This window comes from Actinoallomurus iriomotensis, from assembly GCF_030269445.1.
In the GTDB taxonomy this organism is placed as follows: domain Bacteria; phylum Actinomycetota; class Actinomycetes; order Streptosporangiales; family Streptosporangiaceae; genus Actinoallomurus; species Actinoallomurus iriomotensis.
The window spans coordinates 536108-562130 of record NZ_BSTJ01000001.1; the positions used below are offsets into that span (position 1 = coordinate 536108).

Here is a 26023-nt window from a genome sequence, read left to right on the forward strand (position 1 = left end):
GCCTCCCACCAGGGGGCGATTCGCCCGTCTCCTCACCTCTTGGTGTAATCGGCGAGGCCAGGGCGAAATGGTTTTCCCGTCGGGACTGTTCACCGGTGGTAATCAATGGCAGACTCTGCCCGCGTTGTGGTGATCGGAGGTGGAGTCTTGGCGGTCGCGGCCCAATCGGCGAACCGTCCCACCGTTCGCCGCCGGATCGTGGGCGCACAGCTGCGCCGGCTGCGTGAGTCCTGCGGACTCGGCCGGCGGCAGGCGGCCGACTCCATCGGCGTGGGCGAGTCGAGGCTGAGCCGGGTCGAGACCGGCCGGGCCGGTCTGGAAGAGGACGACGTCAAGCGGCTGCTGGAGCTGTACGGCATCAGCCGGCGGGACGAGCGCGACGCCCTCCTGACCCTCGTCCAGGAGGCGAACCGGCCCGGGTGGCTCCAGGCCTTCAGCGGCGCGATGCCCGCCTGGTTCCGGCCGTACGTGGACCTCGAGGAGGCCGCGCAGGTCATCCGCACGTACGAGGTGCAGTTCGTGCCCGGCCTGCTGCAGACGGAGGACTACGCGCGCGCCGTCATCGCCCAGGGCCGGACGACGCCGTCGAACGAGGAGATCGACCGCAGGGTCGAGCTGCGCCTGCGGCGTCAGCGCATCCTGACCGCGCCGAACCCCGTGCGTCTGTGGGCCGTCATCGACGAGGCGGCGCTGTGGCGCCCGATCGGCGGCTCGGAGGTGGCGCGCGCCCAGCTGCGGGCGCTCCTGGACGCCGCGCGGCTCCAGCACATCACGGTGCAGGTGATGCCGTTCCGCGTCGGCGGGCACGCGGGTGAGGCCGGGGCGTTCACGATCCTGCGCTTCCCCGAGCCCGAGCTGCACGACATCGCATACGTGGAACAGCTGACCGGCGCGATGTATTTGGAACGTGACGACGACATGGACAGCTACGGCGCCGCCATGGAGCGCCTGTGCGTGCAGAGCGCGTCGCCGCAGGAGTCGATGGACCTGATCAGCAAGATCATCCGGGAGATCTGAGCGGGCGTCGCCGCCCGGCCCGGAGGGGCTCAGGTCTCCTTGAGGATGCGGTTGAGGGTGTCGCGGATCGCGGTGGCCGGCTCGGCGTCGATGCAGAGCCGCTCCATGACCGCGAGGTAGTGGTCGACGTCCTCGCGCTTGTCGAGGTAGAGAGCGCTGGTGAGCTGTTCGAGGTAGACCACGTCGGGCAGGTCGCGCTCGGCGAACCGCAGGATGCTGAACGGCCCGCCCGCGGCGGCGTGCCCGCCCAGCTCGAACGGGACGACCTGCAACGTGATGTTCGGCGACTCGGTCATCTCCAGCAGATGTCTCAGCTGCTTGCGCATGACCTGCGCGCCGCCGAGCGGACGCCGCAGCACGGCCTCGTCGACGACCGCCCACAGGTGCGGGGGTTCCTCGGCCTCCAGCAGCGACTGCCGCCGCATCCGCAGGCCGACGCGGCGCTCGACCTCGTGGCCGGGCGCGTCCGGGTGACCGAGGAGGGTCACGGCGCGCGCGTAGTCCTCGGTCTGCAGCAGCCCGGGGACGAACTGCACCTCGTACGCGCGGATCCGGGACGCGGCCTCCTCCAGGCCGATGTACACCTCGAACCACGGCGGGAGGATGTCGGAGTAGCTGTGCCACCAACCGGGCTCGTTGGCCTGGTCGGCCAGCGCGAGCATCGCCTGGCGTTCTTCGGGGCCGGTCACCCCGTACAGCGTCAGCAGGTCGGCGACGTCGCGGCTCCGGAACCGCACACGGCCCAGCTCCATCCGGCTGATCTTCGAGTGCGAGGCACGGATCGCCTCCCCGGCCTCCTCGCAGGTGATCTGCCGCTGTTCGCGCAACCGGCGCAGCTGGGAGCCCAGCACGATCCGCAACACGGTGGGACCACCACGGTGATGACCGAACATGTTGGTGACGGCCGCGTCGCCGTCGGGCTGGGACCCGATCATGTGCTTTCCCCTAAGGACACTGGAATCGGCCTAGTGTCCCACTCGCTGTTACCGATGCAACCCCCAAGGTAGCGTCGCCGCGTCAGCGTGTTGTAGAACTTTCAACGAGGCATGGACCCCGACGATCTCCCGCCGGCCACCCGTCGGATGCGGCATCGGCGGCCGGGGGACGAGCGTCGCACCTCACGCGCACCCCGATCCCATAACCAACCCATATTCCGGCACTTTGCAGCCAGTTGACTGGTCAGTCCGAAATTTCCTACCGAGTGGCCGAATCCGGTCATTGGAACGCACCATAACGCGGATTCCCCAGCGCCACCCAGGTATTGCGACACCCGGTCACCGCCTCGCCACACATAACGCCTGAACTGGCACTTCGTCTTTTCCGGGATCGGCGTGGCTCCCGTCGATCACGCAGAGCTGTTGTTCAATTACAGCAGGTGCTCGCCGGGATCTGGGGGTGTTTTCGGACCCAATCACCCGGCCGAGAACAGATCGCAATCAAGGAGAAGGATCATGCCTCGTAGCCCGCAAGTCTCCCGCCTGATCAGGGCCCTGCCGCCGGTCTGCGCCGCCGCACTGTCCATCGCCGCCGCCACGCCCGCCGCACAGGCCCGCACCGCGCCGGCCCCGGTGCCGGCCCTCGCCAACGGCGGTTTCGAGGCCCCGGTCATCCCGGCCAACGCCTTCATCCGGTACGGCACGGGCAGCACGATCGGCCCGTGGCGCGTCACTCAGGGCAACGTCGACCTGACGGGCGCCAACTTCTGGCAGGCCGCCGACGGCCGCCAGTCGCTGGACCTGGAGGGCAGCGAGTCCGGAACGATCGAGCAGCAGCTCTCGACCCACATCGGCGGCTGCTACACGGTGACCTTCGCTCTCGCGGGAAACCCGGACGGCGGCCCGACGATCAAACGCGGCTACGCCCGGGTGGTCCAGCACACGCTCGGCCGCCCCACCGTCCAGAAGAACTTCATCTTCAACACGGCGGGCAAGTCGCGGACCAACATGGGGTACATCCCGCAGCGGTTCCGCTTCCGCGCCTTCGCACCGACCTCGACGCTGACCTTCGCCAGCACGACGGGCGGCGGTTACGGCCCGGTGATCGACGCGGTGAACGTCACCCAGTCCAACCCAGCCGTCTGCAGCCTCGTCCGCCCGTAACGGACCGCCCGGCAACACGAGGCCCTTGCCCACCGAACCCGGTGGACAAGGGCCTCCGCCTTTCCAGGACCACTCCCCCAACACCACGGAAGCAACGAACGACCCACCCACCGCGCCACACGCAGAAGAGAACGAAAACCAAACGAACCGCCGGCCTCACAGAGCAGCCCCCGGAAACAACCACCGACACCACGGAGGCGTGGAAGCCCGGCATCACAGAGCAGCGCCCGGAAACGACCGCCGACACCACGGGGGCGTGGGGGGGCGGAGCCCCCCACATCGGGGGTTCCAGGGGGTCGCCCCCCTGGGGCAAATGAACGCGACGCCCCAGGCCCGCAAGGGCATGGGGCACCCAAGACGCGTGGGGCGGGTGGGACTCGAACCCACGACCCAAGGATTATGAGTCCTCTGCTCTGACCGGCTGAGCTACCGCCCCGAACGTTGGTGTATCAAGCCCCCCTACCTTGCCCGCCTGGTCATGCCGGACGCAACTCGGACACACCGGCCCCGCCCAGCGGGTGAGAAGCGGCCGGACGTGGACGTTTCTTTCAGGGAACCTGAGTGACGGCGGTCACATTCGCCACGTCGCGCCCTGTCCGTTTTATCCCTCACCACCGCGACCACCAGCCAATTCAGGTCTCAGCACTTCACCGCATCACCAAAACGAGCGAGCAAATGCACGTGCATTTGGGTGTGCATTAGTTCTTGCATAGCTCTGGCGGACGGAGGAAGATAGCCGATCAAGCCACTCGGTCCCGCCCCGAGTCCGTCTGGAGGCCCGCCAGATGCCCGTGTACAGCACAGCGTGCGGTTCCGGCATGGACGGCCGCCCCGTAACGAGGCGTCCGCATGCGGTAACCCGCGAACGACCTCATGTGCTGCCGCCGCTCGCGGTCTTCGAGCCCGGTTCGGACACGCCCGGCGGTGCGGTGTGCGCGCTGCGGCCGACGAGCACCTCCTCCCGCCGGGCGCGGGAGTTCGCCACCACCACGCTGCGGTCGTGGGGGCTGGACGACCTCGTCGACGACGCCACCGTGATCATCTCCGAGCTCGTCACCAACGCCGTACGGCACGGCGTCCCGCCGTACGCCGCCGCGGCCGGAGACTCGCCGATCAAGCTCAGCCTCGTACGCCAGGGCACGTTCGTCGTGCTCATCGTGTCCGACCCGAGCGAGGACGATCCGAAGCAGCGCCCGGCCGACGACGTCTGCGAGAACGGCCGCGGCCTGCACGTGATCGAGGCGCTCAGCCGGGCCTGGGGATGGATGCCGCTGCCCGGTACGGGCAAGGCCGTCTGGGCCATGCTCTCCATCCGCTGACCCGGGCGAACGCCCACCCACCTCCTCAAAAGCCGCCCCGAGCCGGATCCGCGCGCGCCCGAACGGGACCACCCGTACGGAACCGGTCATAAAGAGTCAGGCCTTTGACACAGGAAGTGACGGCCGATCTCGGTAAACTGCCGCTGACCAATCCTCGGACTCGGTATGCCCGCGGTACCCGCCACCCCAAGGATTTCCTATGCATTGGCGTGCCAGCGGACCGACCGGTGCACCGTCAGCAGCGGGCCCAGGGAGTCAAGCGAACCCCCCGCTCGTCGGGCGCCGCGAGGTCCTCGCCGAATTCGGCCGGCTCCTCGACACGATCGACGGCACGTTCGCGCTGGTCGGCCTGGCCGGCGAGCCGGGTGCGGGAAAGACACGACTCCTCGCCGAGCTGGTCTCCGGTGCGCGGAGCCACGGCATGCTCCCCCTGGCGGGCCGGGCGGCCGAGTTCGAGCAGGAGATGCCGTTCGGCATGGTGATCGACGCGCTCGACGATCACCTGGAGGAGAACGGCCTGCCGGACGGCGTCGGCGAGGAGGCCGCCTCGCTGCTGGCCACGATCTTCCCGGCGCTGCCCGGCGGGAAGGACGACGGCACCGACCTGACCGGCCTGGCGCGGTACCGCCTCTACCGGGCGGTGCGGCAACTGCTCGGTGAGCTGGCCGCCGAGTCGGGCCTGGTCCTGATCCTCGACGACGTCCACTGGGCCGACGACAGCTCGGTCGAGCTGCTCGACCACCTTCTGCGGCACCCGCCGCACGGCCCGGTGCTCATCGCCGTGGCCTACCGGCCGGCCCAGGCGTCGGCGCGGCTGCGAGCGCTCAACGAGGCGCACGGCCGCCAGATCACGGTGGGTCCGCTCAGCGAGGCCGAGGTCACGGAGTTCCTCGGCCCCGGCACGAGCCCGGAGCTGCGGCGGCGGCTGTACGAGGAGAGCGGCGGCAACCCGTTCTACCTGGAGGCGCTCGCCCGCATGGACCAGGGCGTGCCCGGTGCTCGCCGGTCCGCGGCCGGCGACGGCGTCGACCAGGACGAGCTGCCGGCGCCGGTGCGCGCGGCGCTGCAGATGGAGCTGGACGGCCTGTCGGCGACCGCGCTGCTCGTGGCGCAGGCGGGCGCCGCCGCCGCCGACGAGTTCGAGCCGGCCGTGGCCGCGGTCGCCGCCGAGAAACCCGAGCCCGTCGCGCTGGAGGCGCTGAGCGAGCTGGCCGCCCGTGACATCGTCCGGCCCGCCTCGCCGGGCCGGTTTCGGTTCCGTCATCCGCTGGTCCGCAACGCCGTGTACGGGTCCGCGGCGGCCGGATGGCGCCACGCCGCGCACGCCCGGATCGCCGCCCATCTGACCCGGCTCGGCGCGCCCGCCACCGTACGGGCCCGGCACGTCGAGCGCTCCGGCGGGTTCGGGGACGAGACCGCGATCGCCACGCTCGTCGAGGCGGCGCGCGCCGCCGCGCCGCAGGCGCCCGCCACCGCGGCGCACTGGTTCCGTGCCGGACTGCGGCTGATGCCGACCGACCACGAGTCACGGCCTGAGCTGCTGCTGGAGCTGGCCACCGTGCAGGCGGTGAGCGGCCAGATCACCAGCGGCCGCGACATGGCGCGCGACGCGCTGCGCCTGCTGGCGCCGGACGACATCTCCCGGCGGTCGCGGGCGGCCCGCGTCTGTGCGCTGATGGAACGCATGCTCGGCCGCCCGCACCAGGGTCGTACCGTGCTGCTGGACGAGCTGCACCGGATCTCCGACCCGCGTTCGGCGGCCGCCGTACGACTGCGGCTGCGGCTCGTCGCCGACAGCCTGATCCGCAGCGACTTCCGCGCCGCGAACGCGGTGCTGGACCTGATGCCCGACAGCGCGCCCGACTGGGAGCCCGGCCTGGAGATGGCGAGCGCCTCGCTGCGCCCGCTGCCGCTGCTGGCCGGCGGGCGCATCGCCGACGCGGTGCGGCACATCGACCGGGCCGACCGGCTCGTCGCCGCGGCTCCCGACGAGCACATCGCCGAGTGGATGGACATCATCACCTGGCTGTGCTGGACCGAGACGATGATGGGGCGGCACCAGAGCGCCCGGCGGCGCTTCGACCGCGCCATCGCGATCGCCCGGTCCACCGGCCAGAGCTACATGGTCCCCCACCTGATGGCCGGCCAGGCGCGCACGCTCGTCATGCTCGGCCGGCTCGCCGACGCGGCGATCGCCGCCGAGGAGGCCGCCGGGGTCGCGGGCCTGCTCGGCACGGGCCAGGAGCTCGTCATGGCGATGACCCAGCAGTGCCTCGTGGCGAGCTGGACCGGCGACGACGAGGAGGCCCTGCGCTTCGGAGAGCAGGCCATGGCCAGGTCGGCCGACACGGTCGAGTGGTGGGGCGCGATGGCCCAGTACGTCCACGCGCTCGCGCTCGTCAACGCCGGACGGGTCGACGAGGGCGCCGAGGCCCTGGTGACGGCCTGCAACGGATTCGTCCGGCCCAAGCTCGACCCGGCCGCGCTGATGGCGTGCTGTGAGGTGATGGCGCGGATCGAGGCCGAACGGTCGCGGTGCGACGAAGCGCAAGTGTGGGTCGAGCGGGCCGCCAAGCTCGCGCACCCGAGCGTCCCGGCGAACGTCGGCCTCGCCGGGCTGGCGCGCGCCCACCTTCAGCGGACGGACGACCCGCTCGCCGCGGCCGGGACCGCCCGCGAGGCGGCCGAGGTGCTGGAGGGAGCCGAGCTGCGGGTCGACGCCGGACGCGCGCGGCTGACCTCCGGCCTCGCGTACGCCGAGGTCGGCGAGCGCGAGCGCGCACGGGACGAACTGCGCGCCGCGAGCGCGCTCTTCGAGGCCTGCGGGGCGCGGACGCTCTACGCACAGGCCGTACGCGAGCTCCGGCGGCAGGGCGTGCGGGTGCCCGGCGCCACCGGCCGGGGCGCCCACGGGCTGTCCCGGCGCGAGTACGAGGTCGCCGCCCTGGTCGCCGAGGGCCACACCAACCAGCAGATCGCCGAGAAACTGTTCATCAGCGTCCGGACCGTCGAGACCCACCTGTCCCGGATCTTCACCAAACTCGCCGTCACATCGAGGGTCGGCGTGGTCAACGCGCTGGCCCGGCTCGCCGAAGACTGACCCCCGCGCGCCGCACGACCCCCTCGGCCGGCACGCAGGCGCAGGTGAGCGTAGAAGTCAGTGTTTTCCACGACACACGGGATCGGCCGCCCTCGGCATGATGAGACCCGTCCTTCCACGGGGGAGACAGACCATGGAGAAGCGCATCGCCCGATACACGCTCGAAGGCGTGCCGGACGCGCGGGCCACGATGCATCCGTTCACGACCGCCGACGGCCTCGGGCTGTACCTCACGCGGTTCCACCGCGCCGACTGCGACGACGTCGTGCTGCTTCTCCACGGGCTGACGGCGTCCAGCGACATGTTCATCATGCCCGAGCACCGTAACTTCGCCGGGTTCCTCCTCGACGAGGGCTTCAGCGACGTCTGGACGCTCGACTTCCGTATGAGCAGCCGCTTCCCGTACGACGCCGAGACCCACCGCTACACCTTCGACGACATCGCCCACTGGGACTTCCCGGCCGCGCTCGCCGAGCTGCGGTCGCACGTCGGCGACCGGCGGGTGCACGTCGTCGCGCACTGCACCGGCGGGATCGCGTTCGCCATGAGCCTGTTCGGCGGAGCGGTCGACGGCATCGCCAGCTTCACCACCAACAGCGTCTCGCTCACGCCCCGGCCGCCGACCTGGTCCCGGATCAAGCTCGCGCTCGGTCCGGCGACGGAGGAGTACCTCCTGGGCCTGCCGTTCGTCGACCCGCGCTTCGGGGACGCGCCGCCCCTCACCCGCGCGTGGCTGCTCTCCCGGCTCGTGTCGCTGTTCCACCGCGAGTGCGAGGTGCGCGCCTGCCACATGGCGAGCTTCATGTGGGGCAGCGGCCGTCCCGCCCTCTACGAGCACGCGAACCTCCTGCCGGTCACCCACGAACGGATGGCCGACCTGCTGAGCGCCACCGGCGCGCACTACTACCGGCACGTCCGCAAGATGGCGCGGGCCGGGCACGCGGTCAAGTACGACCCGTCCGACTCCCGCCACGCCGACCTGCCCGACGACTACCTCGCGAACGCGGCCGAGATCACGACGCCGATCCTGTTCATCGCCGGCGACCACAACCACGTCTTCCCGGACGCCAACGCGTACTGCTACAAGCTGCTCGAGGAGATCACCCCGGGCCTGCACGAGCTGGCGATCCTGCCGGGTTACGGGCACATCGACCCGTTCATCGGCAAGAACTCCCACATCGACGTGTTCCCGAAGATCGTCGACTTCCTCAAGAGAAAGGCCGCCTGACATGCACGCGGCGGAACGCGCCGACGCCGAGCACGTCGACGCGGTCGTCGTCGGGTCGGGTTTCGGGGGCTCGGTCACGGCGTACCGGCTGGCCGAGGCCGGCCGGTCCGTGGTGGTCCTGGAGCGGGGCCGTGACTACCCGCCGGGCAGCTTCGCCCGCACGCCGGCCGAGATGAGCCGTGCCTTCTGGGATCCCGCCGAGCAGCTCTACGGCCTGTTCGACGTGTGGAGCTTCCGCGGCTTCGACTCGGTGGTCTCCAGTGGGCTGGGCGGCGGTTCGCTGATCTACGCGAACGTCCTGCTGCGCAAGGACGAGCGCTGGTTCGTCGACGAGGAGGCGCTGCCCGGCGGCGGGTACGAGTGCTGGCCGGTGAGCCGGGCCGAGCTCGACCCGCACTACGACGCGGTCGAGACCATGCTCGGTGCCACGCCGTACCCGCTCGAGCATCCCGCGTTCGCCGCCACGCCCAAGACGCACGCGATGCAGGACGCCGCCGCCGAGCTCGGGCTCGACTGGCAGCTCGCGCCGCTGGCGGTCAGCTTCGCCCCCGAGCCGGGGGCCGCGCCGGGCCTGGGCCTGCCGCTGGCGGACCGGCCGTACGGCAACCTGCACGGCACGCAGCGCGTCTCCTGCCGGCTGTGCGGCGAGTGCAACATCGGCTGCAACGACGGGTCCAAGAACAGCCTCGACCACACCTACCTGTCCGCCGCCAAACACCACGGCGCCGACCTGCGCACACTGCACGAGGTGAAGGCGATCCGGCCGCGTCCGGAGGGCGGCTACGCGGTCGACTACGTCGTACACGACCCGGAGGAGAAGGCCCGCAGGCTGCCACGGCGCACGATCACCTGTGACCGGCTGGTGCTGGCCGCCGGCACCTACGGCACGTCCTACCTCCTGCTGCGCGACCGGGAGCGGTTCCCCGGGCTGAGCCAGGCGCTGGGCACGCGGTTCTCCGGCAACGGCGACCTGCTCACGTTCCTGCTCCGGGCCAAGGACCGCGCCCGCATCCGCCCGCTCGACGCGAGCCGCGGCCCGGTCATCACCAGCGCGATCCGGCTGCCCGACGAGGTCGACGGCGCCAGCGGGCGCGGCGCCTACATCCAGGACGGCGGCTACCCCTCCTTCGTCGACTGGATGGTCGAAGAGGCCGACGTCACGCACGAGATCGCCCGCATGGCCCGAGTGCTGTTCGAGCGATTCTGCGCCTTCATCTCCCACGCGCCGCAGAGCCGCACCTCCAAGGAGCTGTCGGAGCTGATCGGCGACGGGGCGCTGTCGGTCAGCTCGCTGCCGCTGCTGGGCATGGGCCGCGACGTGCCCGACGGCCTGCTCCGGCTGCGCGGCGGCAACCTCGACGTCCGCTGGAACCCCGACACCAGCGACGCCTACTTCGGCCGGGTCCGGGCCACGATGCGACGCATCGCCCATGTGCTGGGCGCGCGCTACGCCGACAACCCGATCTGGTTCCGCAAGCGGATCGTGACCGTGCATCCGCTGGGCGGCGCGCCGATGGGCCGTCATCCCGGCGAGGGGGTCTGCGACCCGTGGGGTGAGGTGTACGGCTTCCCGGGTCTTTACATCGCCGACGGTGCGGCGCTGCCGGGGTCGGTCGGCGCCAACCCGTCACTGACGATCGCGGCGCTGGCGGATCGCCTGTCCACGCGCCTGCTCGAGACGACCGGCCGTGTTCGCACGGGTCCGGTCGGGGGGTCGGTGAACGACAGTGCGTGCGAGCCGGAGAAATCTGGGGATTCCCCGGATCGCACGTCGCTGTCGTTCACCGAGGAGATGAAGGGGTTCTACACCGACGGGGTCAACGCTCCAGGGGCCGGGGAGGCAGCCGGACGGGAGGCCGGGCGCAGGCTCGGTTTCCGGCTCACCATCACGGTCGACGACGTGGAGCGTTTTCTGAAGGAGCCCGAGCACACCGCTCAGGCCGAGGGATGGATTGACGCCGCCGTCTGCGGGGGCCGGCGTCAAGTCGAGCGGGGCTGGTTCAACCTGTTCTCGCCGGGAGACGCGCCGGATCGCCGCCTGATGCGATACCGCCTGCACTTCACCGACGACAAGAACCGGCCCCGCACCCTTTCGGGGTGGAAGGACATCCGCCACCACCCGGCGAGCCGCGTCTGGCCCGACACGACCACCCTCTACTTCCGCCTGATGGAGGGGCACGTCCCGGACGGCGAAGACGACACCGCCGCCATCGCGGGCGCCGGCATCCTGCATCTGAGCGTGGAGGACTTCGCCCGTCAGCTGACGACGTTCCGCACCACCGGCCCACACGGCCCGAGCGCCCTCGAACGCTTCGCCGGCTTCTTCCTCGGCGAGCTCTGGGACCTCTACCGCCCGACCGTCTAGCCCGCGTAGTGGCGGGCGTCCCCCGAGCCGGCGAAGGGACGGATGACGGCCCCGTCCACACCCGCGCCGTCGAGCACGGTCAGCTGCCGGACCAGGCTTTCGGCCCAGGTGTCTCGTTGTGCACGGTCCGGACGCGGGGGCGTTCCGTCTCGGGCCCGGCGCGGTCGGCGCACACCGGGGACGAGGTGCGGCACCATGCTCACGGTGGTCCGCGCCGCCGGTGCGGGTGCGGCAGCCGAACTCGGTGACCACGACCGGTTTTCCCTTCGCCGACCAGTGCTCGCGGATCTCGCCGTACCGGTCCCAGTAGTGGTGCACGCCGATGATGTCGAACGATCTCCGGTCCACCGGCTCGGACGGCACCGCTCAGGAAGGTTCTGAGGCAGGGGTTCCGCCGGAGGCCATCGGATCGGCCGAGGCATGGCGGACGCGGCTCCGAAAGGTCCGGGCCGGGCCGGAACCCGCGCATGAACAGGCTGAGTTCGGTGCCGACGCTGAACACCGCCGAGCCCGGCCTTCGCCGGTCCAACGTCCGCGCCGCGCGGGCGGTGGCCGTGACGCATCCCAGGGTCGTCGCCGGGTCGCGGCCCCACGTGAGAGCCACACCTCCAGGCCGAGGTCCAGCGCGACCTCGCCGGCGTCACCGCCCTCGCCGCATCCCAGGTCCAGCGCCCGTCCCGGCGACAGGTCGGAGACCCACCAGCCGGTCCAGCGCGCGGCCGCAGATCTTCACGGCCGTGCAGCGGAGGTCCTCGGCGCAGCTCGCGCCGGACGAGATCGGGATGGTCGCCAGTCGCCGTACATCACGCGGCCGACGTCGTAGAGCACCCCTTGCGTCTCACGCGCGGAGGTCCTTCCGGCCGACGGCCATCATCTTCGGGATCGCCTGCCGCGTCACGCCCAGCTCACGGGCGAGGTACGCCCGCTTGAACCCCTCCGCCGGCAACCGCTCCATGATCCGGCGGCGCTCGCGGGCCGGCTCCTGCGTGATCCGGGCGTGTTCGATCGCCTGGTCTCGCATCTCTTTCAGCCGGGCGATCAGCTCGGTCTGTGCCGGCGTCTCGATGACCGACAGCATGGGAGTCGTCAGGAGTTCAGCGGACCGTCGACGGCGAAGACCTTGCCGGGGTTGAAGATGCCCGCCGGGTCGAGAGCCTGCTTGATCGCGCGATGCATGTCGAGGACCACGGGCCCGGCCTCGTCCTCCAGGCCGCGGCGCTTCAGCAGGCCGACGCCGTGTTCGCCGGTGACCGTACCGCCCAGGTCGATCGCCTCGTCGATGATCCGCTCGAACGCCGCCTGGGCGCGGAGGCGCGCGGGTTCGTCGTCCGGGGAGGTGATCATCAGGGGGTGCAGGTTGCCGTCACCGGCGTGGGCGATGTTGGCGATGTGGGTGTCGTGCTCGCCGGCGATGCGTTCGATGCGCGCCAGCATCTCCGGGACGAGCATCTTCGGCACGCAGATGTCCTCGGAGAGCACCGGGCCGAGGCGTTCGAGCGCCGGGTACGCGAGGCGGCGCGCGGCGAACAGCGCCTCGGCCTCCTCCGCGTCCGTCGACCGGGCGCTCCACGTCGCGCCCACCGACTCGAAGCAGGCCAGCATCGCGTCGGCCTCCTCCTCGCCGGCCTGGCCGGGAGCGTCACACCGGCCGAGCAGGAGCACGTCCCCGCCGTCCGTGAGCCCCATGTTGCGCCACTCGTCCACCGCGCGCAGGCAGTGCCGGTCGATCAGTTCGAGCGCGCTCGGCACGATCCCGGCGGCGGCCACCGCGGCCACGGCCTCACCGGCGGTGACCAGCGAGTCGAAGTACCCGACGACCGTACGCTCGGCCGCCCGCGTCCCCCGCAGCCGTACGGTGATCTCGGTGATGATCCCGAGCGTCCCCTCGGAGCCGACCATGAGCCCGGCCAGGTCGTACCCGGCCACGCCCTTCGCGGTCCGCCGCCCGAGCCGTACGACGTCACCGCGCCCGACGACCGCCTCCAGCCCCAGCACGTAGTCGCGGGTCACGCCGTACTTGACGCAGCACAGCCCGCCCGCGTTCGTCGCGACGTTCCCACCGATCGTCGACCACGGCGCGCTCGCCGGATCCGGCGGATACCACAGCCCGTACTCGGCGCACGCGCTCCGCAGGTCGTCGTTCACGACACCGGGCTGGACGACGGCGAGCCGCTCGTCCGGATCGATCTTCAGCACGGCGTTCATCGCCTCGAAGGAGATGACCACGCATCCGTCGAGAGCGTTGGCCCCACCGGAGAGCCCGGTACCCGCACCCCGCGCGACGACCGGAACCCCGCGCGCGGCACAACGAGCCACCACCTCACGGACGTCGGCCGTCTCACGCGGCCGCACCAGCGCCGCCGGCCGCCCGTACGGCGCCCACTCCGCCTCATCATGTGAGTACGACGCCAGCACGTCGGCGTCCCGCACCACCCGCCCGGCGGGCAGCGCACGCTCCAGCTCGGCCACCACTTCTTCGGACATCACCGCCATAAGGGGCACCTTATTCGACCGCCCCCTCGAAACCCGGCGAGCGCCCGCTACACCTCGGGACCACAAGCGGCCGATGCGCTCGCGCAGAACCCTCAATATCCCTACTATCTAGGTCGACAAAGACTACATAATGAGGATCGCGGCATGGACCTGAGAGATGAGGCCGCCTACGACCGACTGCGCGCCGCGCAGTGGCGGGCACGAACTGCGATGTCCCGCAGAGCCCTGTTGCGCATATCCGCCACCGCGGGTCTCGGCGCGGCGGTCGGCGGCATGGCACCGCGTCCGGCGGTGGCCACCGCCGCCGGGCCGATCGTCAAACCACTGCCACCCGAGCTGTTCGTCGTCTACGGCAGCAACGCCGAGATGCGCTGGGAGGCGATGCGCGGCCAGGGCTACCACACCCCGATCGACCGGTTCTTCGTCCGCGACCACACCAGCACGCCTCTGATCGACGTACGGAGCTGGCGGCTGCGGCTCTTCGGCAGCGGCCTGCACGGCTCCCCCACGCTCGACCGCGCCGTCGAGTTCTCCTACGAGGACCTGCTCGGCCTGCCGGCCAGGGAGATCAGCGCGTTCATAGAGTGCACCGGCAATGGCCGCAGCTTCTACACCACCCAGCAGAACCAGCAGGTCAGCGGCACCGCATGGAAGCTCGGTGCCATCGGCGTCGCACGCTGGCGCGGCGTGCCGCTGTCGGTCGTGCTCGACCGCGCCGGCCTGACGAAGCACGCCGTCGACGTCATGCCGCGCGGCCTCGACCCCGACTATGTCGACGCCGGGACGAACCACGGACGGGTACGCCGCCCGATCCCGGTCGCCAAGGCCCTGGACGACGCGCTGCTCGCGTACGAGATGAACGGCCGGATCCTGCCGCCCGACCACGGCTTTCCGGTACGCCTGGTGGTGCCCTCGTGGGTTGGCATCTCCTCGATCAAATGGGTCGGTGACATCGAGGTGTCCGACGCCCCGCTGTTCTCGCCCTGGAACACGCAGTACTACCGCCTGTTCGGACCCGGCTATCCCCCCGAGGGCAGCGCCCCGGTCGCGCGCCAGGTGATCAAGAGCGCCCTTGAGCTGCCGTGGAACGCGACCCTGAGCGCGGGCCGTACGACCGTGCTGCACGGCCGGTCGTGGTCCGGCCATGGACCGGTCCGCCGCGTCGAGGTGAGCACCGACGGCGGCACGAGCTGGCAGCGCGCCCGCACTCACGGGCCGGAGAGGCCCGGGGGATGGCTCTGCTGGGAGTTCCCGTGGCGCCCCGACGGCACCGGGCCACGGACGCTGCTCGCACGGGCGACGGACGCGGCGGGTACGACCCAACCGGATACCGCGCAGTACAACACGCTCGGCTATCTCTTCGACGCGGTCGTGCAGCACCCGGTCACCGTGGCCTGAGCTGGTCTGAGCCGAGGGAACGGCCGACGGTATCGGAGGCGTGCCTATGGCCGGGGTACGGGTCCGCCGCTGCGACGCGGCGCTGCCGGCGCACGCCGTCGCGGGCGTCCGGCACCGCCGAGCACTATCGGACGTCGGCGCCGATCATCTTGTCCGTGCGCGACCGACACGCCGGGGCTCGCGTGCGCGGTGCCCTCACCTCGACGGCGTGGCTCACGCGCCGGAGTAGGGCATGATCAACGGCGAGGCGGAACGGCACGTCTGTCTCACCCGCCGGACCGATCCCCTGTCGTCGGTCTGGCCGGCATGGCGAGACCCCCTTAGGGCGCTTCTCGCCTCGGTGACGGCGTGCGCGTTCGTGTGGCGGCGCCGTGTCAGGGCGTCGTGAAGGCCGGGTTGGTGCGCAGGCGGCCGACGCGGCGGGGTTTGCGTCGCGCGGTGTTGCTGCGGACCTCCGGAGCCCGGTGTTCCAGCGCGGCGCGGAGCTGCGCGCGGCCACGGTGGATGCGGCTGCGCACGGTGCCCATCTTGACGCCGAGCGTCGCGGCGATCTCCTCGTACGACAGGCCCTCGATGTCGCACAGGACCACCGCGGCGCGGTATTCCGGGGCGAGGGCGTCGAGTGCCGTCTGGATGTCGCCGTCGAGGTGCTGGTCGTCGTACGCCTGCGCCGGGCTGGGCTCGCGGCCGCGCAGCCGCTCGGCCGCGTCGTCGGCGAGACCTTCGAAGCGGATGCGCTGCTTGCGGCGGACCTGGTCGAGGAACAGGTTGGTCGTGATGCGGTGCAGCCAGCCTTCGAACGTGCCGGGAGTGTAGTTCGACAGAGACCGGAACACCCGGACGAAGACCTCCTGCGTGAGGTCCTCGGCGTCGTGCTGGTTTCCGGTCAGCCGGTACGCCAGGCGGTAGACGCGCGCGGAGTGTTCACGCACGATCCCGTCCCAGCTGGGCGGCGTCCATGCCGCCGAGTCAACCTTCACCTGTCACCCCCGAGAGTGGTGTGTACGTCAGAGTCTTGCGGGTGGGAGGTAAGAGCGATGTAAGGCCGCCGATTCCTTCTCACGGTCTCAAGCATGGCAGCGCACACCTCCTCTAACGTCGCCCGTCAGACGGGTCTTGGACGGGCCCTCGTCCACCGCGGGGCGGAGAGGGTACGCGTGCCGCTTCATCCTCTGGAAGTAGAGGCACACGCATCCCTACCACCTCTTGATACGTCCGAAGTCCGCGAAAGGTTCACCGACTCGTGATCAAACTTTGACACAAGAGTTCCCCGAGGTCTCACAACCAAAGCGACGAACCGCCAGTACCCACGCAAGCGACTCCCATACCGAGAACGGTCCGTCGAGTCACCCTTGAGGCCGCGAACGCAAGCGAGACGAAAGTACGGTGAGCAACCGGCGCGAGGGGGCGAGGGGCGCGGCGCGAGGGGGCGAGGGGCGCGGCGCGAGGGGGCGCGGGGCGAAGCCCCGCATCGGGGGTTCCAGGGGGTCGCCCCCCTGGACAAACACAACGGGCCCGAGCGAAGCCGGGCCCGAAAGGGACGGCGAGCACGATGACCCGCCTCGGCGAGCACAATGACCCGCCTCGCTCCCCCGACTGGACTCGAACCAGTAACCTGCCGGTTAACAGCCGGCTGCTCTGCCAATTGAGCTACGGAGGATCGCGTGACGGCCACTTCGCGGCGGTCGCCCCGACGGCTTCCAAGGTTAGCGTATTCCAGGGGTGCTCGTTTCCTCCCCGACTGTCAGAGCGGGCGGGGGGTATGTCTTAACTCGACCGGCAGAGGAGATGGCCATGAAGTATCGCTTTGGGTTCCTCACGGGAGCAGCCGTCGGATACGTGCTGGGCACACATGCGGGACGAGAGCGCTACGAGCAGATCAAGCGGCTCTCCCGGCGTGTCGCGGAGAACCCCACCGTCCAGGAGGCCGCCGGCATCCTGCGTGCCCGGGCCGGCGAGCTGGCCGGTACGGCCCGGCAGAAGGTGGGCGACAAGGTGTACGACCGGGTCCCCGGCATCCGCCGGAACCGCCAGGACACCGCCGGCATCAGCTGACCCCGAAGCAGCCCGGCCGGCGGACCCCCACCGATCGTTCCTGACCCGGCAGGCTCGGGAAGGACCCCGATGCGGGGTCCGCCGGCTCACCCACTCTCAAACGCCCCCACCCCGATCCGGCACCTACGGCACGGACCCGTAGCCCGGCCCACCCCGCGCCCCGCCGTTGAGGCGGACGGACGCGCCCACCCGCTTGAGCTCAGGCGCTCGGCCGTGGCGTGAAGACGCCGAAGTGGTCGCCGGTGGTGTCGCGCAGCCCGGCCCGGCGAACCCACGCCTCACCCGACCCGGCAACCGACTTCCCCCGATCCGTTAGGCATGGCCTCAACCGGATCTCGCAGCCTCAGACGGCTCGGAACACGACCGAACGGCTCACCTTCCAACAGGTGCACCTCGCCCCGCCCCAGCACATCCGGCACGGGCCCCGAACACGGCCCGCCCCTCAGCGGACCTCCGCCTCACCCCGATCCGCCAGGCTCGCGTTGCACGGGTCCGCCCCACCCCGGCCCCGTACGAGCGGCGCAGCTCGAAACACGGCCCGCCCCTCAGCGGAACTCCGCCTCGCCGCGATCGCCGGCCGCTGCCTCAACCGGATCCGCAGGGTGGAACAAGGTCGACCGGCTCGCGTTCCACAGATCCGCCTGCCCCCGATCCGATCGGCGAGTGTGCTCGGCCGCGCGCCTCCGGCGAATCGGCCCCGCGCCCGGACGGCCGTCCTGTCTCCGCTGAGCCTCTGAAGATCACTCGAGACACACGGCACCCACAGCACGCCCGTCGGCGGGCAGGGAGGCTTACAGGCCCGTCTGGCGGCGGATCTCCTCCATCGCCTGTTCTGCCTGGGCGAGCAGGCCCGGGTCGGAGGGGTCCAGGCCCGAGTCGAAGACCAGAGTCCAGCGGGGGTCGCCGCTGCCCTTCGCCGGGCGGCGGGCGGCGATCCGTACGCCGCCGCCCCCGGGCAGTTTCACGTGGGTGCTCACCACGACCGTCGCGGTGACCCGTTCGCGTACCGTCTCCGGGACCGAGCCGGGCTCGGACAGGTGGACCGAGTGTCGTCCGCCGCCGACCTCGCGTACGGCGAGGACGCCGTCTCTCCACGCGGCCTGTTCGACGCGTTCCCACGGCAGGCGGGTGAAGGCCGCGCCGTCCTGGAAGTGCAGTGCGGCGTCGGTCGCGACCGTGTCACCGCTGACCGCCAGGACCCGTTCGCCTCTGCCGAGGGTCAGGCCGTCGGGCAGGTTCCGCCGCCGTGTCAGTCGCATGCGCTCACGCTACCGTCCCTTTACCGGCGAGCGGCGATCATGTCGGCACAGCGACCTCACCGGCACCGCCGCGAGCCGAGCAGGTCGAGTACGAGCGCGGCGGACCAGCTGAAGTCGTGGCTGCCACGGCCGGTGCCGTCGAACGGGTCGAAGCACTCACGGAACCCCGACTGGCGCACCAGGCGCAGGGTCGAGCCGAGCAGCAGGTCCGCGACCGCGTCCAGGTGGTGGGTGAGCGCGCCGAGCCACACGAGCCAGTTCGTGTTCACCCAGGTCGGGCCCCGCCAGTACGCCCCGCGGTCGAACACCGCCGACTGGACGTCGCACGTCGGCACCGGATAGCCCGTCGCGCCGGCGAACCGCGCGGACAGCAGCAGCTCGGCCAGGCTCCGTACGATCGCGGCGGGCAGTTCCGGGTCCAGCAGCGGCATGAACCCGGCGACCGTCGCCGCGGGAATGAGCTCGTCCGTACGGACGTCGCGGGCGCGGAAGCACCCGCCGTCCCACAGCCGGTCGAGCATCGCCCCGTGGATCCGCTGCGCCGCCTCGCGGTGCGGTCCCGGGTCGGCGCCGGCGAGCTCGGCGACCTCGGCGAGGGCGTGGGTCGAGGCGAGGAGGACCGCGTTGAACAGCGGATCCTCCACGACGAACGGGTGGTCGTCACGTAGGTACTCCGCCCGGTATCCGGCGTCGCGCATCGACCGTACGAGCGACACGTGCCGGTCGGCGACGGCTCTGTCCGGACTCTGCGTACCCGAGAACGGTGACCGGGGCGGGTCGACGGCCTGCAGCGGCCGGTCCCAGGCCGGGCTGTTCTCCAGCCCGGACTCCCACGGATGGCAGAGGCTGACCAGCCCGAACCCGGCGACGTCGCGCTCGCGTTCGAGGTAGGCGTGCTGGGCCGCGAGCCGGGGGTACAGCCGGGTCAGGAACGCCCGGTGCTCGCCGGTGCCCTGCGCGAGGCGCAGCGCGGCGAGCGCCTGCAACGGCGGCTGGGCCAGCCCGGAGGTCTCGACGCCGCGCGGGGCGTCCGGCTGGGCACCGCTGCGCCAGAACTCCGGCCCCGGGAAGAAGGCGTTGCCCGACACGCCGGAGCTGAACACGATGTGCGGCACGAGGCCGGTCGCCCACTGCCCGCGGAACAACGACAGCAGCTCGATGCAGGCCCGCTCGGGCCGGTGCCGGGCCAGCCCCAGGCTGACGAAGGCCGAGTCCCAGCTCCACTGGTGCGGGTACAGCCCCGGCGCGGGAACGGTGGCCGTGCCGGTCCAGTTCGCGTCGAGCACGCGTGCGGCGGCCTCCCAGACGGCCGTCTCGTCACCCATGAGCCGCAGCCCCATTATCACAGCGTACGGAACGCCCGGACCGTCGGCGATGCCCGATCCGCCCAAAGTCCCGGAAAGAGCGGGAACGACCCGCGTCGCCCGCCGGGCGGCCTCAGGCGAAGAGCGTCTCGCCCCAGTAGCCGCCCTTGCGCGGGCCCGGTGGGCAGGCGAAGACACCGGAGCCGACGTGCTGGACGTACTGGTTCATGTGGTCGTTGCCGGCGAGCCTGTTCTGCAGCGCGACGAACTGCTTGCGCGGGTCACGCTGGTAGGCGATGAAGAACAGGCCGGCGTCGAGGCGGCCCAGCCCGTCGCTGCCGTCGGTGAACGAGTAGCCGCGGCGCAGGATCCGTACGCCGCCGTTGCTGTCGGGGTGCGCCAGGCGTACGTGCGAGTCGGCCGGCAGCTTGGCGAGGGGCACCGGGTCGTGCTCGTGCTCGGCGCCGTACGGGTTGCCCTCGCCCTTGGTGCGGCCGAAGGTGTCCTGCTGCTCCTTGAGCGACGTGCGGTCCCAGGTCTCGATGTGCATGCGGATGCGGCGGACCACGACGTACGACCCGCCGGCCATCCAGGGCACGCCGTCCTTGGCCGAGGCCCAGACGTGCTGGTCGAGCGCCTTGTCGTCATCGCCGGAGATGTTGCGGGTGCCGTCCTTGAAGCCGAACATGTTGCGCGGCGTCTGCTGGTCCGGCGTGGTGGAGGACGTCTTGCCGAAGCCGAGCTGGGACCAGCGCACCGCGACGACGCCGAACCCGATCCGGGCCAGGTTGCGGATCGCGTGCACCGCCACCTGCGGGTCGTCGGCGCAGGCCTGGACGCAGATGTCGCCGCCGCTGCGGTCGGGGTCCAGAGCGTCTCCGGGGAAGTGCGGCAGGTCGGCGAGCGCGGCCGGACGCCGCGCCTTGAGCCCGAAGCGGTCCTTGCCGTCCTTCTCGAACAGCGTGGGGCCGAAGCCGACGGTGAGGGTGAGGCGCGCCGGAGGCAGGCCCAGGGCCTCGCCGGTGTCGTCGGGCGGCGACTCGGGCAGCCCGCCCGCCGCCGAGCCGTACGGGCGGCCGCCGGTCAGCGCGGCGCCGGCCGCGGTCCACTCCTTGAGCATGCGGATCAGGCGGTCGCGGTCGTCGGTGACGACGTCGAAGGCGGCGAAGTGCAGGCGGTCCTGCACGGGCGTCGCGATGCCGCTCTGGTGCGCGCCGAAGAACGGGACCGCCCCGTCGTCGGCGGGCTGCTCGACGGCCTGCGCGACGCTGACCAGGCCGGCGCCGGCCGCGGCGCCCGCGGCCAGCGACACACCCGAGTAGGCGAACAGCCTGCGTCTGGATACCTCGGTCACTTGGCGACCACCCCCGCGAGCTTCGACAGCGGCTCGGCCAGTGCGTTCACCTCGTCCGACAGCTCCTTCCGCTGATCCTTGCCGACGGTGTCGTAGGAGACGTACCCGTCGCCCTTCTCGTACTTGGCCAGCAGCTTCTGCACCTTGGCGAACTCGTCGGTCAGGTCCGAGGCCAGGTCGGCGTCCCGCTCCTGCACGACCGGCTTGAGCAGCTCGAACGCCTTCTGCGCCCCGTCGACGTTGCCCTTGAAGTCGCTCAGGTCGGTGTGGGAGAAGGTGTCCTCCTCGCCGGTGACCTTGCCGGTGGCCACCTCGTCGAGCAGTTCCTTGGCGCCGTTGGCCATCGACGTGGCGGTGATCGACGCGGTGCCGACGCGGGTCTTGAGCGTCTCCAGGTCCTTGACGAGCTGGTCGGCGTACGGGCCCTCGCCCTTGAGCGACTTGGTCTTCCAGAGAGCCTTCTCGATCTGGTGCCAGCCGGTCCACTTGTCGCCCTGCTTGAGGTCCGCCTCGCGGTTGTCGACCTTCGGGTCGATGTCGCCGAAGGACTCGGCCACCGGCTCGATGCGCTCCCAGCCGACGCGCGAGGGCGCGAACTCCGCCTTGGCGCCGGCGATGTCGCCCTTGGACACCGAGGCGGCGAACTTCTTGGCCTTGGCGAGGGTGTCGTCGACCTGCTCGCCGACATAGGTGCGGTACGAGGCGACGGCGGCGTCCAGGCGCGGGTCGGTCGCCTTCCCCTCGCCGGTCACGGTGAAACTCTGCGACGGCCCCTTGCCGGTCATCCCGGCGCTGCACATCACCTTGTACGTGCCGGCGGCGAGCGTGACGGTGATCTCCGCGCCGGTGCCCGGGCCGATGTTCTCTCGCTCGGAGACGATCTTGCCGTCGGGCGCGAGGATCTCCAGCTCGTTGACCTGGGAGCCCTTGTTGGTGACCTTGAAGGTGGTGGCGCCGGCCGTACCGCTCTTGGTGCCGACCTCGCAGGAGGAGTCCGTGGCGGTGACCGAGATCGCGCCGCTGCCTCCGCCGGCCGCGTCGTCCTTCCCGCACGCCGACAACAGGGACAGCGAGGCGACGACCGCCCCCGCAGCGGCGATCAAGTGGGCAGGACGCATGCGGTCTCCAGCGTGAGGGAAATGGTTAGGACTGCCTAAGTTAGCCTCACCTAAGCTCGTTCCGTCAAGCCGCGCAGCTGAGGGCCGGATGCGAGCTTGCTCACTGTTCTCTTGGGGCACCGAAGCCACGAAAGAAGACAAGGGCGCCGTGAGCTCGCAGAACGGCCCCCGGCCGCCCTCGGGGGAAAGGGCGGCCGGGGGCCGTTTCGGCCTACGGTGGACCCGCGCTACTCCAGATACTCGCGGAGCATCTGGGCGCGCGTCGGATGGCGCAGCTTCGCCAGCGTCTTCGACTCGATCTGCCGGATGCGCTCCCGCGTCACCCCGAACTCCCGGCCGACCTCTTCGAGCGTCCGCGGATGACCGTCCGTCAGGCCGAAACGCAGCTGGATGATCCGCTGCTCACGGTCCGACAGCGACCCGAGGATGCCGTCGAGCTGGTCCTGGAGCAGGATGAACGCCGCGGCCTCGATGGGCACCACGGCGTCCGCGTCCTCGATGAAGTCGCCGAGGTCGGAGTCCTCCTCCCCGATCGGCGACTGCAGGGACACGGGTTCCTGGGCGACGCGCTGGATCTCGATGACCCGTTCGGGGGAAAGGCCCATCTCCGCGCCGATCTCCTCGGGGGCCGGTTCGCGACCGAGGTCCTGGTGGAGCTGGCGCTGCACCCGCACCAGCTTGTTGATGGTCTCCACCATGTGGACCGGAATCCGGATGGTCCGGGCCTGGTCGGCGATCGCTCGCGTGATCGCCTGGCGGATCCACCAGGTCGCGTAGGTCGAGAACTTGTACCCCTTGGTGTAGTCGAATTTCTCGACGGCACGGATCAGGCCGAGATTTCCCTCCTGGATCAGGTCGAGGAACAGCATGCCGCGGCCGACGTAGCGCTTGGCGATGGACACCACCAGGCGCAGGTTGGCCTCGATCAGTCGTTGCTTCGCCCGGACTCCGTCGCGGGCGAGCTGTTCGAGGTCGTCGCGTTCGCCGGGAAGGAGGATGGCCGCACCGGCCACCTTCTCCTCGGCGAACAGCCCCGCCTCGATCGATTTCGCGAGTTCGACTTCCTCTTCTGCCGTGAGTAGCGGCACGCGGCCGATCTCTCGCAGGTAGATACGTACCAGGTCGCTCGTCGGCGCGCGACGGGAGACATCATCTCCGTCGACGCGCGCCGAGTCCTCGTGTGCGCTGCTGGACTCGAGGACTTCGACACCCTGCTCTCCCAGAATCCGGACGACCCGGTCCACCGAGTCGGCCGGAAGGTCAGAGCGGTCGAGCGCGGCAGCCACGTCGTCGACTGTGATTCCGCGCTCTCTGCCGCGTGCGACGAGGTCCGCCACCTGCTCAACCGACGGCGTCTCGCTTGGCAGCACTGAAGGGCCCACGGTGACAGTGTGCGTCAAGGTGGCCGCGTAACGGGGGACCTATTTTTCGGCCACTTCCCTCACAACGACCCGATTCCGCGCTCGCGCAACTTGTGTCTCTGCTGTTCAAGAGCCATGAGATCGCCGAACAGGCGGCGATGCTCCTCGCCGTGCTCGACCGGATTCAGCCGTCCTAGTTTGGACTGCAGCTTCGCGATCTCGCGGGTCACCTGCACTTCCTGCAATCTGGACAGCTGAGATTGGGCATATCGGTCGTCCGGAAGTCCGAAATAACGGAGCGGTTCGACCGCGAGGCTCGTGACCAGGCCTCTGACCTCGTCGTTCGGCGCGGCGTCCCGCAGCAGGCCGGCCCATTCCGGTCCGGTCGCGGCGGCGGTGCCCCCGAGTTCGGCGATCAGTCTGCAGACGGCCGCGTGGCCGGGAACGAGCATCGCGTCCGGAGACACGGCGTCGAAGCCTGGCCCGAGCAGCGCCGGCCGCTGCACCGCGAGCTTGAGGGTCTCCCGCTCGACCCGGACGATCGGGTCGTTCGGATCGTAGGCGGGGACCGGCGGCGGCGCCGGCGCCTCCGGAGCCTCGGCGGCGGTTCCCCGGCGACCCCGGGTGTCGCCGCGCCGGCGCGTCGCGTGCTCGCGGACCCGGCGCAGCACGAACTGCTCGTCCAGGAAGCCGGTCCACCGGTCCAGGTCGATGGCGTACCGGTCGCGCATGCCGCGGTCGCGGATGCCCGCGATGATCGGTGCGGCGGCGTCGATCGCGGCCAGCCGGCCTTCGGTGGTGTCGAGGTCGTACTTCTCGATGGTCGCGCGGATGGCGAACCGGAACAGCGGCACGCGGGACGCGACCAGGTCGCGCACCGCGGCGTCGCCGTGCTTCATGCGCAGGTCGCAGGGGTCGAGCCCGTCGGGCTGCACGGCCACGAACGTCTGCGCGGCGAACTTGTGCTCGGACTCGAACGCCCGCAGGGCGGCCTTCTGCCCGGCCGCGTCGCCGTCGAAGGTGAAGATGACCTCGCCGCTCGCCTCGTCCTGGTCCATCAGGAGCCGGCGCAGGATCTTGATGTGCTCGTCGCCGAACGACGTGCCGGAGGTGGCGATCGCGGTGCCGACCCCGGCCAGGTGGCAGGCCATGACGTCGGTGTAGCCCTCGACGATGACCGCCTGCCGCCGCCGGGCGATCTCCTTTTTGGCCAGGTCGGCGCCGTACAGCACCGATCCCTTCTTGAACAGGGGCGTCTCGGGGGTGTTGAGGTACTTGGGGCCGTCGTCGCGCTCCTCCAGCCGCCGCGCGCCGAACCCGACGACGTCGCCCGTGAGGTCGCGGATCGGCCAGATCAGCCGCCCGCGGAACCGGTCGATCGGCCCGCGCCGGCCCTGGCTCGCCAGCCCGCCGGTGATCAGCTCCTTGTCGCTGAAGCCGCGGCCGCGCAGGTGGCGTACGAGCGCCTCCCATTCGTTGGGGGCGTATCCGACGCCGAACCGCTCGGCCTCCTCGCGCCCGAACCCGCGCTCGGCCAGGAACCGCCGGCCGATCTCGGCGGCCGGGGTGAGCAGGTGCTCGGCGTAGAACTCGGCCGCGGCCCGGTGCGCCTCGACCAGCCGGGTCCGCTCCCCCTTCTGCCGCCCGGGGACGTATCCGCCCTCGGTGTAGCGAAGCTGGATCCCCGCCTTGGCCGCGAGCCGCTCGATCGCCTCGGTGAACGACAAATGGTCGATCTTCTGAATGAAGGCGATCGCGTCGCCGCCTTCTCCGCAGCCGAAGCAGTTTCCGGTCAAAATGTTGTCTTCTAGGACAAATGCATGCCCCTCATCGACAACAGCGCAGAAAACCTCTTCGACCCGGCCGCTCTCCTCGACGGACTCGACCACCCAACTCGGGTCGCCATCGGAGCCGCGCGCGCCGGCCGCCGCGACTCCGGCGGGCACCGGCTCGGGACGGGACGTGAGGACGTACGCGAGGCGGTGGCCCGGCGCGAGGGCCCGTGTCGTCAGTTCGCGCTGTTCACTCGCGCCGACGAACCAGCGGTGCTCGGCGGTGGCGTGGATCTCCTTGCGCCGGCCGTCGCGGCTCAGGACGATGCGCATCAGCGGCTGGACGCCGAACGAGTAGAACGGAGCGTCGCGCCACCGGCCGTCACGTCCGAGGATGCGGTGAGTGCCGCCCGCCAGCTCGCGGATCGGGCGGAGCCCCTCCCGGGTGAGCACGCGCGTCTCGCCCGCGAGGCAGTGCCACAGGCCGTTTGAGACGTTGAACGATGGGGACTTCTCATCGTGGAACGGGCAGAGGCCCTTCAGGGCACCGCCTCCGGCGTTGCGGAGCTGGACGTACTCCCCCACGACCGCGTCGATCGGTGACCGTTCGCGTACGAGTGCGATGTCCTCATCGCGGATCCGGCCTGCCACGTCGGCAGTCTAGTCGCGCCGTGCCGTAGACGAGGCCGTGCCCCGCTATTCGGGGCGACTGGACAAATCACGGACTTACGAGGTGTACTGGCTCAACTTCGGTGGGCCATAACGGATTCCGCCGGCTCTT

Annotated in this window: 19 protein-coding genes and 2 tRNA genes; 8 read left to right on the forward strand and 13 right to left on the reverse strand. The window is 70.9% G+C overall.

Annotated features, from left to right (window positions below):
• Positions 1-147: 147 nt before the first annotated feature.
• A complete protein-coding gene (locus QSK37_RS02485; protein ID WP_285617208.1) occupies positions 148-1017 on the forward strand; it encodes a Sco1979 family transcriptional regulator in 870 nt (289 codons plus the stop codon).
• A gap of 29 nt (positions 1018-1046) precedes the next feature.
• On the opposite strand, the gene QSK37_RS02490 is transcribed toward QSK37_RS02485, so the two are convergent.
• Positions 1047-1952 (reverse strand): Sco1979 family transcriptional regulator, encoded by a 906-nt coding sequence (locus tag QSK37_RS02490; protein ID WP_432705517.1) that lies wholly within the window; start codon positions 1950-1952, stop codon positions 1047-1049.
• A gap of 516 nt (positions 1953-2468) precedes the next feature.
• Between QSK37_RS02490 and QSK37_RS02495 the strand changes: the two genes are divergently transcribed.
• Positions 2469-3116, forward strand: coding sequence for a choice-of-anchor C family protein (locus QSK37_RS02495; protein ID WP_285617210.1), 648 nt, complete (start codon positions 2469-2471; stop codon positions 3114-3116).
• 362 nt (positions 3117-3478) lie between these two features.
• Here the strand turns inward: QSK37_RS02495 and QSK37_RS02500 are convergent.
• Positions 3479-3552 (reverse strand) — tRNA-Ile (locus QSK37_RS02500).
• Between the two features lie 439 nt (positions 3553-3991).
• Between QSK37_RS02500 and QSK37_RS02505 the strand changes: the two genes are divergently transcribed.
• From QSK37_RS02505 to QSK37_RS02520, 4 genes are all read left to right on the forward strand, one after another.
• Positions 3992-4435: an ATP-binding protein gene (locus QSK37_RS02505; protein ID WP_285567047.1), complete on the forward strand. Its 444-nt coding sequence runs from the start codon at positions 3992-3994 to the stop codon at positions 4433-4435.
• Between the two features lie 199 nt (positions 4436-4634).
• A complete protein-coding gene (locus tag QSK37_RS02510) occupies positions 4635-7535 on the forward strand; it encodes a helix-turn-helix transcriptional regulator (protein WP_285617211.1) in 2901 nt (966 codons plus the stop codon).
• Positions 7536-7668: 133 nt separating this feature from the next.
• Positions 7669-8763: an alpha/beta fold hydrolase gene (locus QSK37_RS02515; protein ID WP_285617212.1), complete on the forward strand. Its 1095-nt coding sequence runs from the start codon at positions 7669-7671 to the stop codon at positions 8761-8763.
• Position 8764: 1 nt separating this feature from the next.
• Positions 8765-11128: an FAD-dependent oxidoreductase gene (locus QSK37_RS02520; RefSeq protein ID WP_285617214.1), complete on the forward strand. Its 2364-nt coding sequence runs from the start codon at positions 8765-8767 to the stop codon at positions 11126-11128.
• Here QSK37_RS02520 and QSK37_RS02525 read toward each other — a convergent pair.
• From QSK37_RS02525 to QSK37_RS02535, 3 genes are all read right to left on the reverse strand, one after another.
• Positions 11125-11322: a hypothetical protein gene (locus QSK37_RS02525; protein WP_285617215.1), complete on the reverse strand. Its 198-nt coding sequence runs from the start codon at positions 11320-11322 to the stop codon at positions 11125-11127. The genes QSK37_RS02520 and QSK37_RS02525 overlap by 4 nt on opposite strands.
• A 644-nt stretch (positions 11323-11966) precedes the next feature.
• On the reverse strand, positions 11967-12206 hold the full coding sequence (locus QSK37_RS02530; RefSeq protein ID WP_285617217.1) for a hypothetical protein: 240 nt from the start codon (positions 12204-12206) through the stop codon (positions 11967-11969).
• Positions 12207-12214: 8 nt separating this feature from the next.
• Complete coding sequence (locus QSK37_RS02535) at positions 12215-13621, reverse strand: FAD-binding oxidoreductase (RefSeq protein WP_285617218.1); 1407 nt, start codon at positions 13619-13621, stop codon at positions 12215-12217.
• Between the two features lie 144 nt (positions 13622-13765).
• On the opposite strand from QSK37_RS02535, the gene QSK37_RS02540 reads away from it, so the two are divergent.
• On the forward strand, positions 13766-15019 hold the full coding sequence (locus QSK37_RS02540; RefSeq protein WP_285617219.1) for a sulfite oxidase: 1254 nt from the start codon (positions 13766-13768) through the stop codon (positions 15017-15019).
• Between the two features lie 374 nt (positions 15020-15393).
• Here QSK37_RS02540 and sigE read toward each other — a convergent pair whose 3' ends face one another.
• The gene (sigE, locus tag QSK37_RS02545; protein ID WP_285617220.1) at positions 15394-15999 is read right to left on the reverse strand and encodes an RNA polymerase sigma factor SigE; all 606 of its coding nucleotides are present in this window, start codon (positions 15997-15999) and stop codon (positions 15394-15396) included.
• Positions 16000-16606: 607 nt separating this feature from the next.
• Positions 16607-16679, reverse strand: a tRNA-Asn gene (locus QSK37_RS02550).
• Positions 16680-16813: 134 nt separating this feature from the next.
• On the opposite strand from QSK37_RS02550, the gene QSK37_RS02555 reads away from it, so the two are divergent.
• Positions 16814-17074 (forward strand): YtxH domain-containing protein, encoded by a 261-nt coding sequence (locus tag QSK37_RS02555; protein ID WP_285617221.1) that lies wholly within the window; start codon positions 16814-16816, stop codon positions 17072-17074.
• Between the two features lie 791 nt (positions 17075-17865).
• On the opposite strand, the gene QSK37_RS02560 is transcribed toward QSK37_RS02555, so the two are convergent.
• From QSK37_RS02560 to dnaG, 6 genes are all read right to left on the reverse strand, one after another.
• Positions 17866-18333 (reverse strand): hypothetical protein, encoded by a 468-nt coding sequence (locus tag QSK37_RS02560; RefSeq protein WP_285567059.1) that lies wholly within the window; start codon positions 18331-18333, stop codon positions 17866-17868.
• A gap of 56 nt (positions 18334-18389) precedes the next feature.
• A complete protein-coding gene (locus QSK37_RS02565; RefSeq protein ID WP_285617223.1) occupies positions 18390-19673 on the reverse strand; it encodes an MGH1-like glycoside hydrolase domain-containing protein in 1284 nt (427 codons plus the stop codon).
• 97 nt (positions 19674-19770) lie between these two features.
• On the reverse strand, positions 19771-20991 hold the full coding sequence (gene efeB / locus QSK37_RS02570) for an iron uptake transporter deferrochelatase/peroxidase subunit (RefSeq protein ID WP_285617225.1): 1221 nt from the start codon (positions 20989-20991) through the stop codon (positions 19771-19773).
• Positions 20988-22109, reverse strand: a complete 1122-nt coding sequence (gene efeO, locus QSK37_RS02575) for an iron uptake system protein EfeO (protein WP_285617227.1) — start codon at positions 22107-22109, stop codon at positions 20988-20990. Before efeO ends, efeB begins: the two co-directional genes overlap by 4 nt.
• A 227-nt stretch (positions 22110-22336) precedes the next feature.
• Complete coding sequence (gene rpoD, locus QSK37_RS02580) at positions 22337-23479, reverse strand: RNA polymerase sigma factor RpoD (RefSeq protein WP_285618861.1); 1143 nt, start codon at positions 23477-23479, stop codon at positions 22337-22339.
• Between the two features lie 71 nt (positions 23480-23550).
• A complete protein-coding gene (gene dnaG, locus QSK37_RS02585) occupies positions 23551-25893 on the reverse strand; it encodes a DNA primase (RefSeq protein ID WP_285617229.1) in 2343 nt (780 codons plus the stop codon).
• Positions 25894-26023: the final 130 nt, after the last annotated feature.